The organism is Devosia sp. UYZn731, assembly GCF_040546795.1.
GTDB lineage: Bacteria > Pseudomonadota > Alphaproteobacteria > Rhizobiales > Devosiaceae > Devosia.
Genome location: NZ_JBEPOL010000002.1, coordinates 48,102 through 63,370, shown reverse-complemented (window position 1 = coordinate 63,370; position 15,269 = coordinate 48,102). Strand labels below are relative to the sequence as shown.

Below are 15,269 nucleotides of genomic sequence, written 5' to 3'. Positions count from 1 at the left end.
CGGACGTCCGCCATTGGCGGGATAGCTGTTGCCGACGGAATAGCTGTTGCTGCGGGGGCCGGGACTGCTCACGGGGTAAGACCCGTCAGAGTATGCGCCGTCCTGGAAGGTGCCGTCTGGGCTTGTTGACGCCAGGTAGCCACCGCCGTCGACGCCGATCACCGAGGTCGCCAGGTTCGGCCCCGTACCCGGCTTGAACGCCTCCAGCACGGCATGGTCGCCATCCACCGCCTGCACGCCCGAGGCGGAATTGATCCAGTCCTCGGTCATGCCGGGCGGCACATTGAAGGGCGTGGCTGGCTGGCCCTTGAGGGCGTTGCCGACGAATTCGGTGAACACCCGCACCGGATAGGTGCCGCCGGTGATGGAACTGCCCATCGAACGCGGCGTGTCGTAACCAATATAGACGCCCACGGCCAATTCGGGCGTGAAGCCAACGAACCAGGCGTCCTTGTAGTCATTGGTGGTGCCGGTCTTGCCGGCGACGGGGCGGTTCAGCGACTTCGCGCCGGTGCCGGTGCCGCGCTGCACCACGCCTTCCATCATCGAGGTTATCTGGTAGGCGGTCATGGGGTCGAGCACCTGCTCGCGCGTGTCGGTGATGGTGGGCTCGCCCTGCCCTTCCCAACTGGTAGCGGTGCAGCCGGTGCAGACGCGCTGGTCGTGCTTGTAGACCGTCACGCCATAGCGATCCTGGATGCGATCGATCAGCGTCGGCACGATCTTGCGCCCGCCATTGGCGATCGTCGAATAGGCAGCGGTCATGCGCATATCAGTGGTTTCACCGGCGCCCAGCGCCATGGCGAGCACCGGCTGCATGCTGTCGTAGACGCCGAACATCTTGGCGTATTTGGCCACCAGCGGCATGCCGATATCCTTGGCCAGCCGCACGGTCATGACGTTACGGCTTAGTTCGATGCCGCGCCGGAGGGTCTGCGGACCGTAGAATTGCTGCGCATAGTTTTCCGGCCGCCAGATGCTGCCGTCGCTATTGCGGATTTCCACCGGTGCGTCGAGCACCACCGAGGCGGGCGTATAGCCATTGTCGAGCGCCGCCGAATAGACGATCGGCTTGAACGAAGAGCCGGGCTGGCGCAGCGCCTGGGTGGCGCGGTTGAACTCGGATTCGGCGAAGGAGAAGCCCCCCACCATGGCCAACACGCGCCCGGTGCGCGGGTCCATGGCGACCAGCGCTCCCTCGATCTCGGGCACTTGCTGGAGCGTGTAGCTACCAACCCTGCCCTCGATCGGCGAGACATAGACCACGTCGCCGACCTTGAGGATTTGCGACAGCGACTTGGAGACCCATTTGACGTCGCCGCCATTCAGCGTGCCCACGGTGCGATCCGACAGGCTCTTGCCGTCGACATCGTCGCCTGGGCGCAGGCCAATCTTGGCCTCGTTGCCGTTCATTTCAAGCACGACCGCCAATTGCCACTCCGGCACATCGCTCAGCGGCTTGATCTTGGCAACATCCAGCCCCCAATCGTCGCCGATCTCAATGCTGGCCACCGGCTCGCGGAAGCCTTTGGTGTGGTCGAAGGCGATCAACTGGTCCTGCAACGCCTGGCGGGCGTATTCCTGCAGCTTGGGCTCCAGCGTGGTACGCACCGACAGGCCCCCGCCATAAAGCTGGTCTTCGCCATAAAGCTTGGCCAGTTCCCGGCGCACTTCTTCGGTGAAATATTCGGCCGAATAGTTCTGACTGCCGGACGCACGCGGCACCACATTGAGCGGCTCGCTCTTGGCTTGTTCCGCCTCGGCGACGGTCGCATAGCCATTTTCCACCATGCGATCGATCACCCAATTGCGGCGCTCGATGGCAGCCTGGGGCCGACGGAACGGATGATAATTGTTCGGCCCCTTGGGTAGCGCGGCGATATAGGCGACTTCCGCCAGGTCCAATTGGTACAGCGCCTTGTCGAAGTAATTCAGCGCTGCTGCGGCCACGCCATAGGAGTTCAGGCCAAGGAAAATCTCGTTCAGGTAAAGCTCGAGAATCTTGTCCTTGGAGAACGTGGATTCGATGCGGACGGCCAGAATGGCTTCCTGGATCTTGCGATCCCAGGTCTGCTCGCTCGACAGCAGGAAGTTCTTGGCGACCTGCTGGGTAATAGTCGAGCCGCCGCCCTGCACGGCCGCGTTGCCGTCCACCCGGGCCAGCACGTTGTCACGTACCGCTCGAATAATGCCATCCACCGCGATGCCGCCATGGCTGTAGAAATCCTTGTCCTCGGCAGAAAGGAAAGCGTGGATCAGCAGCGGCGGCACGGTTTCAATGGGCTGGAACAGCCGGCGTTCGCGGGCATATTCGGCCAGCAGCGTACCATCGGCGGCGTGGACGCGTGTCGTCACGGGCGGCTGGTAGTCCTTGAGCACGGTATAATCGGGCAATTGGGCGGCCACGGTCGCAAGATAAACGCCGCTGACGCACAAGGCGGCCAGGGCCATGAACGTTGCGAAGCCAAACAGCCAGCCGACAATACGAAGCATTAGACAATCTCTCCCGCGTGCCCACACGCGGCTGGCGCAGCATCTGAATTCGTCTCGGCAGCGGCCGCAAACACCGTGTCGAAATCACGAGAATCATAGCAGAGCGGGAGGCAAAAGTGGATCACAGCGCCGTGGATGAAGTCCCTTGGCGCTGCCGGTGACTTTATTGCCACAATCACTCTTGCGGCTTGAGGCTGTCGAAATAGAGCGAAATCCCGCGTGCCACTGCATCCGCGGTGCGGTCCTGCCAGCCTGATTCCAGCAGGTTGGACATGTCTTGCGCATTGGACAGAAAGCCCAGCTCGATCAGCACCGAGGGTACGTCCGGCGCCTGCAGCACCAGGAAATCGGCCTGCCGCACCGGGAAGCGACGCAGTTCGACGCTGGGCTCCAACTGGTGCACGATCGATTGCGCCGCCGTATAGGACTGCACCCGCATTTCGCGCCGCATCAGCTCGACCAGGATATCCACAACCTCCGGCGCAGTTTGCGGCATGGTGTAGCCGGCGACCACGTCCGAGCGGTTCTCGCCATCGGCCAGCACCTTGTCGAGCACGTCGGTGGCGTTCTCGTCGCGCACATAGACGCTGGCGCCGCGAATTTCGGGCTGCTGGAAGCTGTCGGCATGAATCGAGACGAACAGGTCGGCCTTGTTCGTCCGCGCCAGCGCCACGCGGTCCTCCAGCTTGAGGTAGCTATCGTCTTCGCGGGTCAGCGCCACATCGAACCGGCCCGACGCGACCAGCAATTGCTGCAACCGCAGGCCAAAGGCCAGTACGATGGCTTTTTCCTTGATGCCCGATGCGGTTTCCGCCCCGCTGTCGATGCCGCCATGGCCGGGATCGATGACCACCAAGGGCTTGGTAGCAATCGGCAGTTCCGAGCCGCCTGCGGGCGTGGGGGCATCGGCAACCTTGGGCGCAACCATGCCGGAGGCCGCCGTCAGGTCGTTCTTCACATTTGTGGCGAACTGCTCGAGGGTGGCCGGGATGATGTCCACCACCAGCCGCGCGGGCTGGTCCTCGAACGGATCGAGCACATAGGCCTGCTGCACCTGCGCCGGCGACGACAGCGTCAGCGTGGTGCGCACCCGATCGGCGCCGATCTGCTGCACCGCATAGCCCGAAACGATGCCGGTGCCCGATGGCGTGCCTTCAGGAGCGGTGAGCGTGATCGCCCCTGCCCGCACGTCGATGGCCAGCCGGTCCGGGCCGCTGAGCGAGGTCAGCGAAAACTGCGTCTGGGTGCCGAGGTCGATCACCAGCCGCGCCCGCTCGGGCGTCGCCGATACGCGCACGTCCATGACGGTGGGGAGGGTCGTGGGCACGGTGGCGTCCTGGGCCCGGACGGGGCCGGACAGAACCAGCGCCACCATCACGGCAAGCGCCGTCAATCGAGGAAAGTTGAACACGGGCCGCGCGATCCCTATCTGTAAGACGCGACGCAGTCGCATCGATATTCGGCGAATCTGCGGCGTTGGCGCAGTTACGCCAAGAATTAATGAGCCCGCAATTCGCCGGCAGTAGAAACCGCACAGGATAGTCGATTTTGACTTTCCTGTTGCCAATCTGTTGCAACACCCCTACACGCTAGTGGATGAGGCGCAAGCTTCTTGCCAAACCAATTTAAGCGGCGAAGGCCACTTTATCGGGGCAGGAAGTGGGCGGATGACGGGGTCGAAGAGTAACCCTCCATCCGGTTCAGAAGCGGCAATCCTGCGTCTCTAACAAGAATTTCGGTTCCTCGTGAACCGGACGGCTGCCACTGCGTGAGAGGCAATTGCAGCCCAATTGGAAGAGGTCATATGGCCCGCAGGCGGACAAAACGCGACGCGATCGAGAATACCGATTGCCGTTTTGCCACGCTGCATTTTCCGGCCTTGACCCTTAATACCGGCGCGCCCACCGTTATGGTTTCGCGCGCCATCCCCCTCAAACCATTCGCCTCGCACAGCGCCACTGCACGGATCTCCGCCTCCCGGAATCCGTTTGTCGGCGCGCGAGCGCGCGGAGCAAATTTCTATGGCTACCAAGAGAATGCTGGTGGATGCCATCCACCCGGAAGAGACTCGGATTGTCGTCACAGCGGGTAACCGGCTCGAAGAATTCGATTTCGAGTCTGCCCAACGCCGCCAGTTGCGCGGCAATATCTACCTCGCCAAGGTCACGCGCGTAGAGCCGTCGCTGCAGGCTGCTTTTGTCGAATATGGCGGCAATCGCCACGGTTTCCTCGCCTTTTCCGAAATCCACCCCGACTATTACCAGATCCCGGTTGCCGACCGCGAAGCCCTGCTGCGCGATGAAGAGGCCGAGGACGAGCACCACGATGAAGACGAGCACATCTCGCTGCCGACTGGCGTAACCGAGCCCGACGCCGAAACCGACACGCAGGACATGGAAGGGGCCAGCCATATCGAGCAGGCGCCGGCCAATTCAGAGCCCGTCGAATCAATTGGTGGCGCCGATGCCCTGGAGGAAGTTCCCGAGCGGCGCCGCCAGAGCCAGAACCGCCGTCACTACAAGATTCAGGAAGTGATCAAGCGCCGCCAGGTCATGCTGGTGCAGGTGGTCAAGGAAGAGCGCGGCAACAAGGGCGCGGCTCTGACCACTTATCTGTCGCTCGCCGGTCGCTATTCCGTGCTCATGCCCAATACCGCCCGTGGCGGCGGCATTTCGCGCAAGATCACCAATGTGGCCGATCGCAAGCGCCTCAAGGAAATCACCAGCGATCTGGAAGTGCCGCAAGGCATGGGCGTGATCCTGCGCACCGCCGGTGCCTCGCGCACCAAGGCGGAAGTGAAGCGCGATTTCGAATACCTGATGCGCCTCTGGGAAAATGTGCGTTCGCTCACCCTCAAGAGCCAGGCGCCGTGCCTGGTCTATGAGGAAGGCTCGCTGATCAAGCGGACCATCCGCGATCTCTACAACAAGGAGATCGACGAAGTCTTCGTGGCGGGCGACGACGCCTACCAGGAAGCCAAGGACTTCATGCGCATGATCATGCCGAGCCACGCCAAGAACGTGCAGCTCTACAAGGATGATCAGCCGCTGTTCTCCAAGTACGGCATCGAAACCCAGCTCGACTCGATGTTCTCGCCGACGGTCACCCTGCCCTCGGGCGGCTATATCGTCATCAACCCGACCGAAGCGCTGGTGTCGATCGACGTGAACTCGGGCCGCTCCACCAAGGAGCACAATATCGAGGACACCGCGCTCCAGACCAATCTGGAAGCGTCCGATGAAGTGGCGCGCCAGTTGCGCCTGCGTGACCTCGCCGGCCTGATCGTCATCGATTTCATCGATATGGTCGAGAACCGCTCCAACCGCGCCGTCGAGCGCCGCCTCAAGGACGCCCTCAAGGACGATCGCGCCCGCATCCAGGTTGGCCGCATTTCGCATTTCGGCCTGATGGAAATGAGCCGCCAGCGCATTCGCTTTGGCGTCGTGGAAAGCTCGACCCACAAGTGCCCGATCTGCGATGGCACGGGTCTGGTGCGGTCCGTCGAGTCACTGGCCCTTATGGTCATGCGCCATGTCGAAGATCATGTGCTGCGCCGCGCCGGCCAGTCGATCAACGTGCGCATCCCGATGGAAGTCGCGCTCTATATCCTCAACTTCAAGCGCGACACCCTGACTGCGCTCGAAGACAAATACACGCTGTCCATCACCATCACCGCCGATGGCAAGATGACCGGCAACCAGTTCGCCATCGAAAAGGGCGAAGACCGCGTCATCTCCCACACCGTCAAGCGTGTGAGCGAACATGTCCGCGTCGACAGCGCCGTCATCGATGACAGCGCAGACGATGACTATGTGGAGGAAGACGAGGAAGAGCAGGACGATACTCCCGTTGCTTCCAACGTCACTTCAACGCCCGAGACTGGTGATGAAGAGGGCGGCGAGCCGTCGCGCCGTCGCCGTCGCCGCCGCCGTCGTGGTGGCGAACGTGGTGATGACAATGGTGGCCCGCGTCCGGCCCAGCAGCGTCCGCCGCAGTCAGTCCAGGCCACGCCGGCCGAAGCCGAGGGCGATGAGTCCGAGGAAGAAGGCGACGAGGACGAAAACTCCGCGCGGCCCGATGATGCGGCCGACGCCGCAGCCGAGGGCGAGCGCAAGCGCCGCCGTCGCGGTCGTCGTGGTGGCCGTCGCAATCGTCGCGATGAGCTGGATGGCGCTGAGCGGGCCCCCTCGCCGGCTGGCGAAACCGGTCTTGCCCCCGATCAGGCTGAGACTGTCGCCGAAGTGCTGCTGGCCCAGGACGCCATCGTGGCAGATGCGCCCGAAGCCGCCGCTGAGCCGGTAGTCGCCGAAAAGCCAAAACGTTCGCGCCGCAAGAAGGTTGAAGAGACGGCCGAGTCTGCCCCAGCGGAGACCGCTCCGGTCGAGGCCGTAGCGACGGAAGCCGTTACCGCCGAGGACGAAAAGCCCAAGCGCAAGCGGGCTCCGCGCAAGGCCAAGGCTGAAGCCAGCGATGCTGCTGCCGCCGAAACGGTGACGGCCCCAGTCGCCGAGGCACCGGCTCCGGTTAAGGCGCCTGCCCCCGTTGCGGTCGAAGCCGCGGCTCCGGTTGTCGAAGCTGAAAAGCCGAAGCGCGCCCGCAAGGAACTGCCGCCGGAGGGGGTCGTCGTATCCTCCAGCCCGGCAAAGGCAGAGACCGCAGAAGAAGCCGCTGAGCCCGACAAGAAGAAAAAAGGCGGCTGGTGGCAGCGCCGGCTTGGCCTCGGCTAAGCCCGACTTATAGCCATGAATTGAAAGGGCGGCTGCGGCCGCCTTTTCTATTGCTGACCAGCGCTGCTATCGTGGCGCATGTCCCGCACCGCCCGCCTGCTCGATCTGCTGCAATTGTTGCGCAACCGCACCCAGCCCGTCACGGGGCCGGACCTCGCGGCGGAGCTGGGCATTTCCATCCGCACCCTCTATCGCGATATCGTCACGCTACAAGCGCAGGGAGCCGATATCCGTGGCGAGCCGGGCCTGGGCTATATCCTGCATCCCGGCTTCACGCTGCCGCCGCTGATGTTCACCACTGAGGAGATCGAGGCCATCGTGCTGGGCTCGCGGTGGGTGGCGGCTGGTCATGGCGATACCCGATTGAGCCAATCAGCCAGCCAGGCGCTGAGCAAGATCACCGCCGTGCTACCGCCCGAACTGCGCGAGCGCGCCGAGGCCACCAACCTGCTGGTCGCGCGCAATCGCGACACCAGCGGTCCCGTCGATCCCGCCGAGATTCGTAGCGCCATCCGCAGTGAGCAGAAGCTGGCCATCACCTATCGCGCGCTGGACGGCTCGGCATCCAGGCGCGTGATCTGGCCATTCCTGATCGGCTTTTTCGATCGCGTCCGCATTGTCGCCGGCTGGTGCGAGTTGCGGCAGGATTATCGCAATTTCCGCGTCGATCACATCACCAGCATACAGGCGCTGGATGGCCGCTATCCCCGTCGCCGCGCCGTGATGCTCAAGGAATGGCGCGCCGCCCAGAACATTCCGCCGACCTGACAGCCACTGCCGGAAACTGACAGTCCCCTGGCCTATTCTCCTTGCACCAACCAAGGAGACAAGACCATGCGCACTCTCAATTACCTACTGCTGGCCGTCGCCAATCCGGCCAAAAGCGCCGAGCTCTATACCAAATTGCTCGGCGTCGAGCCGGTGGAGAATTCACCTACATTCGTGCTGTATGTGCTGCCTAATGGCGTCAAGATCGGGCTCTGGATCAAGGACGAGATCGAGCCCGCGCCAAAGGCCGCCGGTGGCGTGGAAATATCGTTCACCGAGGAAAGCAAGGATGCAGTCCTCGCCACCTACGATGCCTGGAGGACACTCGCCAAGGTGGTGCAGGAGCCCACCCAGATGGATTTCGGCTTTACTTTCGTGGTCGAGGACCTCGACGGCCACCGCCTGCGCCCGTTCGTTTTGGCCGACCAGCCGCGCTGAACGGCGCTGGCGTAGTCAGGCCAGCAGCAGAGTAGTGGTCAGGCCAGCCGCAGAGTACATGTGGGCCCATCCCCCTACCCATCCCCACCCACCGTCCTTCCCGCGGACTTGATCCGCGGGCCACTATCAACACGGCACCAGTGGCGAGAGGCCCGCGGGTCAAGCCCGCGGGAAGGACGGTGGGTGGGGATGGATCGATGGTGGGCGGATGGATGGATGGATGGCTAAGATTTGGGACCTAGCGGCGACCAACCCTACTTCAAAAACGTCCCCATCCGCTCCAGCGCCAGCTCGATCGTCCGCCGTGTCCCCGCATACGAAAACCGCACAAAGCTCCTCCCGCCGGCGCGATCGAAATCGATCCCCGGCGCCGTGGCGACGCCGGCGTCTTCCAGCAGCGTCTGGCAGAACGACATTGAGTCGTTGGAGAATGGCGCAATCCCCGCATAGACGTAGAACGCCCCTTCCGAGAGGTGTCCAACGTCGAAGCCGATGGATTGCAACCCTTCGGAGAGCAGCGTCCGGTTGGCCGCGTAGTGGGCCTTCTGCTCCTCCGAATAATCGCGCTCGCCCAGCGCTGCCGTGGCGGCGATCTGGCTCAGGGTCGGGGCGGAGATGAACAGGTTCTGCTGCAGGATTTCGGCGCGACGCAGCAGGTGCTCGGGCATCACCATCCAGCCGATGCGCCAGCCAGTCATGCAGTAATATTTGGAGAAACTGTTGATGACGATGGCGTCGCGGGTCAACTCAAGAGCGCTCACCGAGGCGCCGCGATAATCCAGCCCGTGATAGATTTCGTCGGAAATGAGCTGCACGCCCAGTCGCTTGCAGGTATCGATGATATCATGCATGCCCGCCCGGTCGACGGCGGCTCCGGTCGGATTGGCCGGGCTCGCAAACAGCAGCCCGGCGAACGGCTGCAGCTTATATGCCGCCTCGATATCCGCCCCACGCAGTTGCCAGCCGGTGGCCGCCGAGAGCGGGATTTCGGCGATCTCGAAGCCCAGCCCCACCAGCGTGTTCACATAGGCCGGGTAGCCGGGCCTCGTGATGGCGATCCGCGAACCGGGCCGGAAAGCAGCATGGAACGCGATAATGAAGCCCGCCGATGACCCCATCGTTGCCAGGATCGTGTCGGCGTCGACGATCACGCCGTGCTGGTCCGAATAGTAGCGGGCCAGTGCCTCGCGCAGTTGGATCAGGCCCTTGGCATTGGTATAGCCCTGCGCCTGCGGCAGCGCCTTGGCGACAGCCTCGATAACGCGCGGCGCAGGCGGCGAGCCGGGCTCGCCCACTTCCAGATGGCAGATCACGCGGCCACCGGCTTCGAGCGCCTTGGCGCGATTCAAAATTTCTAATGCATGGAACGGCATTAGGCCATGATTGCGTACATCGTCCAAGATATAGATTCCTTTTGCGTATGCATGGCATACTGCGAACAGTCTTTGCTCTCAACTACAATTGATACCGGAACGAAGCCGCTCTTCATCACCGCCTGCTATTGTGGCGTCGAGGCTGCTAGAGATTGCGGTCATATCGACTCATCTGGAGCCTTTCATGCAGCGCGTCACACTCGCCCTCGTCGCCCTTGCGGGCATTCTCGCTGGGGCATTGGGCTTTTCCGTCCTGCATCAGGATACGCACCAGACCGACACTGCCGCGGTGCGCAGCATTGTCGAGGATATTCTGGCCAGCCACGACACTCAATTGGCTTCCGCAGCGCCAATCAACCAAGCCCCGCAGGCCGTTGCGAGCCTCGATCCCAAGGTTCTTAACCCGATGATCGAAAGCTATCTCATGAGCGACCCCACCATCCTGCAGCGCCTGTCCAGCGCGCTCGATAGCAAGATGCAGGTCGCCGCGCGCGAGAAATCCACCCAGGTCATCGCCACCATGAAGGACGCGATCTTCAACGATCCCAACCAGGTGGTACTCGGCAATCCCAAGGGCGACGTGACCCTGGTCGAGCTGTTCGACTACAATTGCGGATACTGCCGCAACGCCCTGCCCGATATGGCCTCGCTGCTGGCTGACGATCCGAACCTGCGCGTCGTGCTCAAGGAATTCCCGATCCTCTCCAACGAATCGATAGACGCGGCCCGCGTCGCTATCCTGGTCAACGAATCCGATGCCGATTACTGGACCTTCCACGAGGCCCTGTTCACCAGCCGTGGCCAGGTCGACAAGAAGGTCGCGCTTGCCGCCGCCGCCGATCTGGGCCTTAGCCCGGTCAATCTTGAATTACAGATGGAAGAGCCACAGGTGTCCAAGGCGATCCAGACCTCCTACGACATCGCCAAGGCGCTCAATATCACCGGCACGCCGACCTATATCATCGGCAATGAGGTGATCCCCGGCGCCATCGGGCTGGACGAACTCAAGACCCGAATCGCCAATATGCGCGCCTGCGGGGAAACCTCCTGCGCGAGTTAACCAAGGTTTCGTCGCGCATTTTTGCGTTTTCAGTGCAATTCGTATAGTCGAGCTTGCTCTGGCCTTAGGGGCTGGTGCAAAAGGCGAAAATCATGGCTAAGCGCGTTCTTGTCCTCAACGGCCCGAACCTCAACATGCTCGGTATCCGCGAGCCCGAAATCTATGGCGCCCAGACTCTGGGCGACATCGAGAAGCTTTGCCAATCCACGGGCCAAACCCTTGGCCTCAAAGTGGATTTTCGCCAGTCCAATCACGAGGGCGAGCTGGTGACCTGGATTCAGGACGCCCGCAAGACGGCCGATGCGATCGTGATCAATCCGGCCGCCTATTCGCATACCTCGGTCGCCATTCACGATGCTCTTAAGGCTGCCGGCTTGCCGGTGGCCGAAGTTCACCTCAGCAATATCCATCAGCGCGAGGCGTTTCGGCATCATTCCTATGTGTCGGCCGTCGCCTATGGCGTCATTTGCGGCTTTGGCGCACTGGGATATAGTCTGGCGCTACAAGCCCTCTCCGAAAAACTCAAATAACGATCGACGCGCAAGCGCGGGAGACCGACAAGAATGACCAAGGCATCTCAAGTGGATCAGGACCTGATCCGGGCCATCGCCGAACTGCTCAACAAGGAAAATCTCGCCGAAATCGAGATCGAGCAGGAGGATTTCCGGGTCCGGGTTACCCGCTCCTATGCCAATGAGGCTCCTGCCTATCCGCCGCAGTATCTGGCGCAGCCGCAATATGCTCCCGCGCCGCAGTCGCTGACCCCCGCGGGCTCCGTTGCGCCGGCAGCTCCCGCCGCTGCAGAAGACCTCGCCTCCAATCCCGGCACCCTGACCTCCCCAATGGTCGGCACGGCCTATCGCTCCCCCGAGCCAGGCAAGCCAGCCTTCGTCGAAGTGGGCGCCAAGGTCACCGAAGGGCAGACCCTGCTCATCATCGAGGCCATGAAGACCATGAACCAGATCCCGGCGCATCGCTCGGGTACGGTCACGCGCATCCTTGTCGAAGACAGCCAGCCCGTCGAATATGGCGAACCGCTCGCCGTCATCGAATAGGGGGCGGGCATGTTCCAGAAGGTCCTCATCGCCAATCGCGGCGAAATCGCGCTGCGTATTTTGCGCGCCTGCAAGGAATTAGGCATCGCCACCGTCGCGGTGCATTCGACCGCCGACGCCAATGCCATGCATGTGCGCCTCGCCGACGAAAGCGTCTGCATCGGGCCGCCTGCGGCCAAGGACAGCTATCTCAACATTCCCTCGATCATGGCCGCCTGCGAGATCACTGGCGCCGATGCCGTGCATCCGGGCTATGGGTTTCTCAGCGAGAACGCGCGCTTCGCCAAGATTTTGACGGAGCATAACGTCACCTTTATCGGCCCTTCTGCCCATCACATCGAGATTATGGGCGACAAGATCACGGCCAAGAAGACCGCCGTCGAGCTCGGCATTCCTGTGGTTCCCGGTTCGGCCGGCGCCGTTGAATCCGACGAAGAGGCGATCAAGACCGCGCGCGAAATCGGCTATCCCGTGCTGATCAAGGCCACGGCCGGCGGTGGCGGACGCGGCATGAAGGTCGCGCTGACCGAAGCCGACGTGCTGATCGCCTGGTCGACCGCCCGCTCCGAGGCCAAGGCCGCCTTTGGCAATGACTCGGTCTATATGGAAAAATATCTCGGCAAGCCGCGCCATATCGAAGTCCAGGTGATGGGCGACGGTCAGGGCAATGCGGTGCATCTTGGCGTGCGCGACTGTTCGTTGCAACGTCGCCACCAGAAGGTGTGGGAAGAAGCCGGCGGGCCGACCATTGCCCCCGAAGAACGGGACCGGATCGGCGAAATCTGCGCCGCGGCCATGCGCAAGCTTTCCTATTCGGGCGCCGGCACCATCGAGTTCCTCTACGAGAACGGCGAGTTCTATTTCATCGAAATGAACACCCGCCTGCAGGTGGAGCACCCGGTTACCGAGCGCATTACCGGCATCGATATCGTCTACGAGCAAATCCGGGTCGCCTCGGGCGAAAAGCTCTCGATGACGCAGGAGCAGGTGCAGTTCTATGGCCATGCCATCGAAGTGCGCATCAACGCCGAGGACCCGCAGACTTTCGCGCCCTCGCCCGGCACGATCACCTTCTATCACCCGGCTGGCGGCGTTGGCGTGCGCGTCGATTCGGCGGTCTATCAGGGCTATAAGATTCCGCCCTATTACGACTCGCTGATCGGCAAGCTGATCGTCTATGGCCGTACCCGCGACGAATGCCTGCACCGCCTGCGCCGCGCGGTCGACGAATTCGTCATCGACGGCATCAAGACCACCCTGCCGCTGTTCCAGCGCCTGATCCGCGAGCCCGATATCCTGGCCGGGAACTACGACATCCACTGGCTGGAAAAGTACCTGGCCGAGAACAAGGTGTGATGTGACTTTCTCCCTTCTCCCCTTGTGGGAGAAGGTGGTGCGCAGCGCTGGATGAGGGGGCTGCGATGGTTGAGAGATACCCCTCACCCGCCCTTCGGGCACCCTCTCCCACAAGGGGAGAGGGGGAACCAGAGGTAGTCGATGGCCAGACGCAACGACCCCTTCGATATCGAGCTCACCCCCGAACTGATCGTGCGGGCCTACCGGGCCGGCATCTTTCCGATGTCGGAAAGCGCCAACTCAACCGATGTGTTCTGGGTCAGCCCGGAGCAGCGCGGCATCATCCCGCTCGATGGGCTCATCGTCTCCACTAGCCTGCGCAAGGCGATCCGCAAAAGCGCCTTCACGGTCCGCGTCGACACCGATTTCGAAGCCATTATCGAAGCCTGCGCCACCGTGGGCGAGGACCGCGACGAGACTTGGATCAACGCCACCATCCGCGCGGTCTATGGCGAGCTGTTCCGCCGCGGCGTGGCCCATACCGTGGAGGTCTGGGACGGAGCGGAACTGGTCGGCGGGCTCTATGGCCTGGCCATCGGCGGCGCGTTTTTCGGCGAGTCGATGTTCCACCGCGCCACCAATGCCAGCAAGATCGCGCTGGTCCATCTGGTCGACCGCCTCAATGCCGGCGGCTTCACCCTGCTGGACACCCAGTTCATCACCGACCATCTCGCCTCGCTGGGCGGGATCGAAATCCCCCGCGCGGATTATGAAGAGATGCTGGCCGAGGCACTGGACCGTGATGGGGATTGGGGCGCGTGGGATCGGCGCCCAAGAGCTTGATAGCAGAGTTTTTGGCCACAACCACCGATCTTCCCGTCAAGCCCGCGGGAAGGACACAGTGGGCCTGGATAGTCGTCAAATATGTTCGATGGTTACGAACCAACAACAACAAGTGCTGCGGTTCGGTCTGCTCACGGCCAAGACGAGCGCGGCCGCAACATTGCGACACCACTCAGGAAATTACTGCGCGGGCCCGCTTGCTTCCGGCGTGGCCCGCGATCCGGGCGGCGGCACGGTCGAGGTGGTCTTGCACTCGATCAGCCAGATGTCATAGACGGCGTGGTCGAGCGCGTTCAGCGCGGGGCTATCGGCGAACATCCAGCCGGTGAAGATACGCTTGGAATTGCCCTGCAGGCTGCGCTGATCGACTTCGAGAAATGCCGAAATGCGCTGCGTTTCGGTCGGGGGTCGGCTGTAGCAAGCGCGCGGCGTCACTTCGAGCGCGCCGAACAGCACCGTCTCGTCGATATAGACGTCGAATTTGGTGATGCGGCCGGTAATCTTGTCTAGACCGGCAAACGTCGCGATCGGATTGGCGATCGGAGCGGCCATAGCAGCCCCACCCATAAACACCGAAAGCGCCAGCGCCGCGACCGGCACCAGCGTCTTGCGAAGCGTTGGTGGAAGAAACTCTGTCAGGCGCAAGGCGCCACTGTCCTTATTCAGGCGACCAGGCCTTGTAATCGCCGGTCACGCGCGGGCGCTCGCCCTTGCTCAGCATACTGCCATCGGGACGATAGGCGGCGGCCGTGCCGGTCAGGTTCTGCTCGTGCGGCTTTTCCCAGGCGCGCGGCACATATTTGACATCGCTCGGCACCGCATCGGTGCGGAAGTGGATCCAGCCATGCCATTCGGCCGCAATCTTGGATGCATCGGCAACGCCATTATATGTGACGTAGCGGCGGTTCTCCTTGCGGTCCTGATAGTAGCTATTGCCCATCTCGTCGGTGCCGACCAGCTCTCCGCGGCGCCAGATCCACAGCCGCGTGCCCCAGGTCTGCCCGTGCCACCAGCGGAAAATTTCGAGGAGGAAGTCTTTCATGTCGCGGGCCTGCTTACGTCCGGGAGGGGTCGGCTGAACAGGCTCTAGCATGAGCGGATGCCGCTTCGCCAGAGTTTGCTAAACACAAGAGCCGGATGGCGCTCATTTTCACAAAAAAGTCCGCTTGACACGAACTCGCCACATTCGGCCCCTGCCCGGCATTGCCGAAAGAGT

General features: G+C 62.5%; 12 protein-coding genes and 1 pseudogene. 8 read left to right on the top strand and 5 right to left on the bottom strand.

The genetic code is table 11. The annotated features are described in order from the left end of the window. Nucleotides 1-75 precede the first annotated feature (75 nt). Both ABIB57_RS04740 and ABIB57_RS04735 read right to left on the bottom strand, forming a co-directional pair. Nucleotides 76-2,493, bottom strand: a pseudogene (locus ABIB57_RS04740) (penicillin-binding protein 1A); the annotation flags it as partial. 175 nt (nt 2,494-2,668) lie between these two features. Then, a complete protein-coding gene (locus ABIB57_RS04735; RefSeq protein ID WP_354038855.1) occupies nt 2,669-3,904 on the bottom strand; it encodes an N-acetylmuramoyl-L-alanine amidase in 1,236 nt (411 codons plus the stop codon). Between the two features lie 610 nt (nt 3,905-4,514). On the opposite strand from ABIB57_RS04735, the gene ABIB57_RS04730 reads away from it, so the two are divergent. The 3 genes from ABIB57_RS04730 (at nt 4,515) to ABIB57_RS04720 (ending at nt 8,426) form a co-directional block, all read left to right on the top strand. Further along, nucleotides 4,515-7,220 (top strand): Rne/Rng family ribonuclease, encoded by a 2,706-nt coding sequence (locus ABIB57_RS04730; RefSeq protein WP_354038854.1) that lies wholly within the window; start codon nt 4,515-4,517, stop codon nt 7,218-7,220. Nucleotides 7,221-7,298: 78 nt separating this feature from the next. After that, nucleotides 7,299-7,988, top strand: coding sequence for a helix-turn-helix transcriptional regulator (locus ABIB57_RS04725; protein WP_354038852.1), 690 nt, complete (start codon nt 7,299-7,301; stop codon nt 7,986-7,988). 66 nt (nt 7,989-8,054) lie between these two features. Beyond that, on the top strand, nt 8,055-8,426 hold the full coding sequence (locus ABIB57_RS04720) for a VOC family protein (protein WP_354038851.1): 372 nt from the start codon (nt 8,055-8,057) through the stop codon (nt 8,424-8,426). 254 nt (nt 8,427-8,680) lie between these two features. Here the strand turns inward: ABIB57_RS04720 and ABIB57_RS04715 are convergent, their stop codons facing one another. Continuing rightward, entirely contained in the window at nt 8,681-9,826 is a 1,146-nt protein-coding gene (locus tag ABIB57_RS04715) for a pyridoxal phosphate-dependent aminotransferase (RefSeq protein WP_354038850.1), read from the bottom strand. A gap of 157 nt (nt 9,827-9,983) precedes the next feature. Between ABIB57_RS04715 and ABIB57_RS04710 the strand changes: the two genes are divergently transcribed. The 5 genes from ABIB57_RS04710 to aat all read left to right on the top strand — a co-directional run bounded on the left by ABIB57_RS04710 (nt 9,984) and on the right by aat (nt 14,053). Beyond that, nucleotides 9,984-10,859, top strand: coding sequence for a DsbA family protein (locus ABIB57_RS04710; RefSeq protein ID WP_354038849.1), 876 nt, complete (start codon nt 9,984-9,986; stop codon nt 10,857-10,859). Nucleotides 10,860-10,951: 92 nt separating this feature from the next. Next, entirely contained in the window at nt 10,952-11,389 is a 438-nt protein-coding gene (gene aroQ / locus ABIB57_RS04705) for a type II 3-dehydroquinate dehydratase (protein ID WP_354038848.1), read from the top strand. A gap of 33 nt (nt 11,390-11,422) precedes the next feature. Then, entirely contained in the window at nt 11,423-11,914 is a 492-nt protein-coding gene (accB, locus tag ABIB57_RS04700) for an acetyl-CoA carboxylase biotin carboxyl carrier protein (protein WP_354038847.1), read from the top strand. A gap of 9 nt (nt 11,915-11,923) precedes the next feature. Beyond that, entirely contained in the window at nt 11,924-13,270 is a 1,347-nt protein-coding gene (gene accC / locus ABIB57_RS04695) for an acetyl-CoA carboxylase biotin carboxylase subunit (RefSeq protein WP_354038846.1), read from the top strand. Nucleotides 13,271-13,411: 141 nt separating this feature from the next. Beyond that, on the top strand, nt 13,412-14,053 hold the full coding sequence (aat, locus tag ABIB57_RS04690; RefSeq protein WP_354038844.1) for a leucyl/phenylalanyl-tRNA--protein transferase: 642 nt from the start codon (nt 13,412-13,414) through the stop codon (nt 14,051-14,053). 180 nt (nt 14,054-14,233) lie between these two features. Here aat and ABIB57_RS04685 read toward each other — a convergent pair whose 3' ends face one another. Next, nucleotides 14,234-14,620 carry a DUF2155 domain-containing protein gene (locus tag ABIB57_RS04685; protein WP_354039679.1) on the bottom strand — a complete coding sequence of 129 codons (387 nt, stop codon included), beginning with the start codon at nt 14,618-14,620 and terminating at the stop codon, nt 14,234-14,236. Between the two features lie 91 nt (nt 14,621-14,711). Continuing rightward, entirely contained in the window at nt 14,712-15,095 is a 384-nt protein-coding gene (locus ABIB57_RS04680; RefSeq protein ID WP_354038842.1) for an NADH:ubiquinone oxidoreductase subunit NDUFA12, read from the bottom strand. Nucleotides 15,096-15,269: the final 174 nt, after the last annotated feature.

Coding starts and splice junctions, on each gene's coding strand:
- ABIB57_RS04730 (WP_354038854.1), top strand. CDS start 4,515: ATGGCTACCAAGAGAATGCTGGTGGATGCCATCCACCCGGAAGAGACT.
- ABIB57_RS04725 (WP_354038852.1), top strand. CDS start 7,299: ATGTCCCGCACCGCCCGCCTGCTCGATCTGCTGCAATTGTTGCGCAAC.
- ABIB57_RS04720 (WP_354038851.1), top strand. CDS start 8,055: ATGCGCACTCTCAATTACCTACTGCTGGCCGTCGCCAATCCGGCCAAA.
- ABIB57_RS04710 (WP_354038849.1), top strand. CDS start 9,984: ATGCAGCGCGTCACACTCGCCCTCGTCGCCCTTGCGGGCATTCTCGCT.
- aroQ (WP_354038848.1), top strand. CDS start 10,952: ATGGCTAAGCGCGTTCTTGTCCTCAACGGCCCGAACCTCAACATGCTC.
- accB (WP_354038847.1), top strand. CDS start 11,423: ATGACCAAGGCATCTCAAGTGGATCAGGACCTGATCCGGGCCATCGCC.
- accC (WP_354038846.1), top strand. CDS start 11,924: ATGTTCCAGAAGGTCCTCATCGCCAATCGCGGCGAAATCGCGCTGCGT.
- aat (WP_354038844.1), top strand. CDS start 13,412: ATGGCCAGACGCAACGACCCCTTCGATATCGAGCTCACCCCCGAACTG.
- ABIB57_RS04685 (WP_354039679.1), bottom strand. CDS start 14,620: ATGGGTGGGGCTGCTATGGCCGCTCCGATCGCCAATCCGATCGCGACG.
- ABIB57_RS04680 (WP_354038842.1), bottom strand. CDS start 15,095: ATGAAAGACTTCCTCCTCGAAATTTTCCGCTGGTGGCACGGGCAGACC.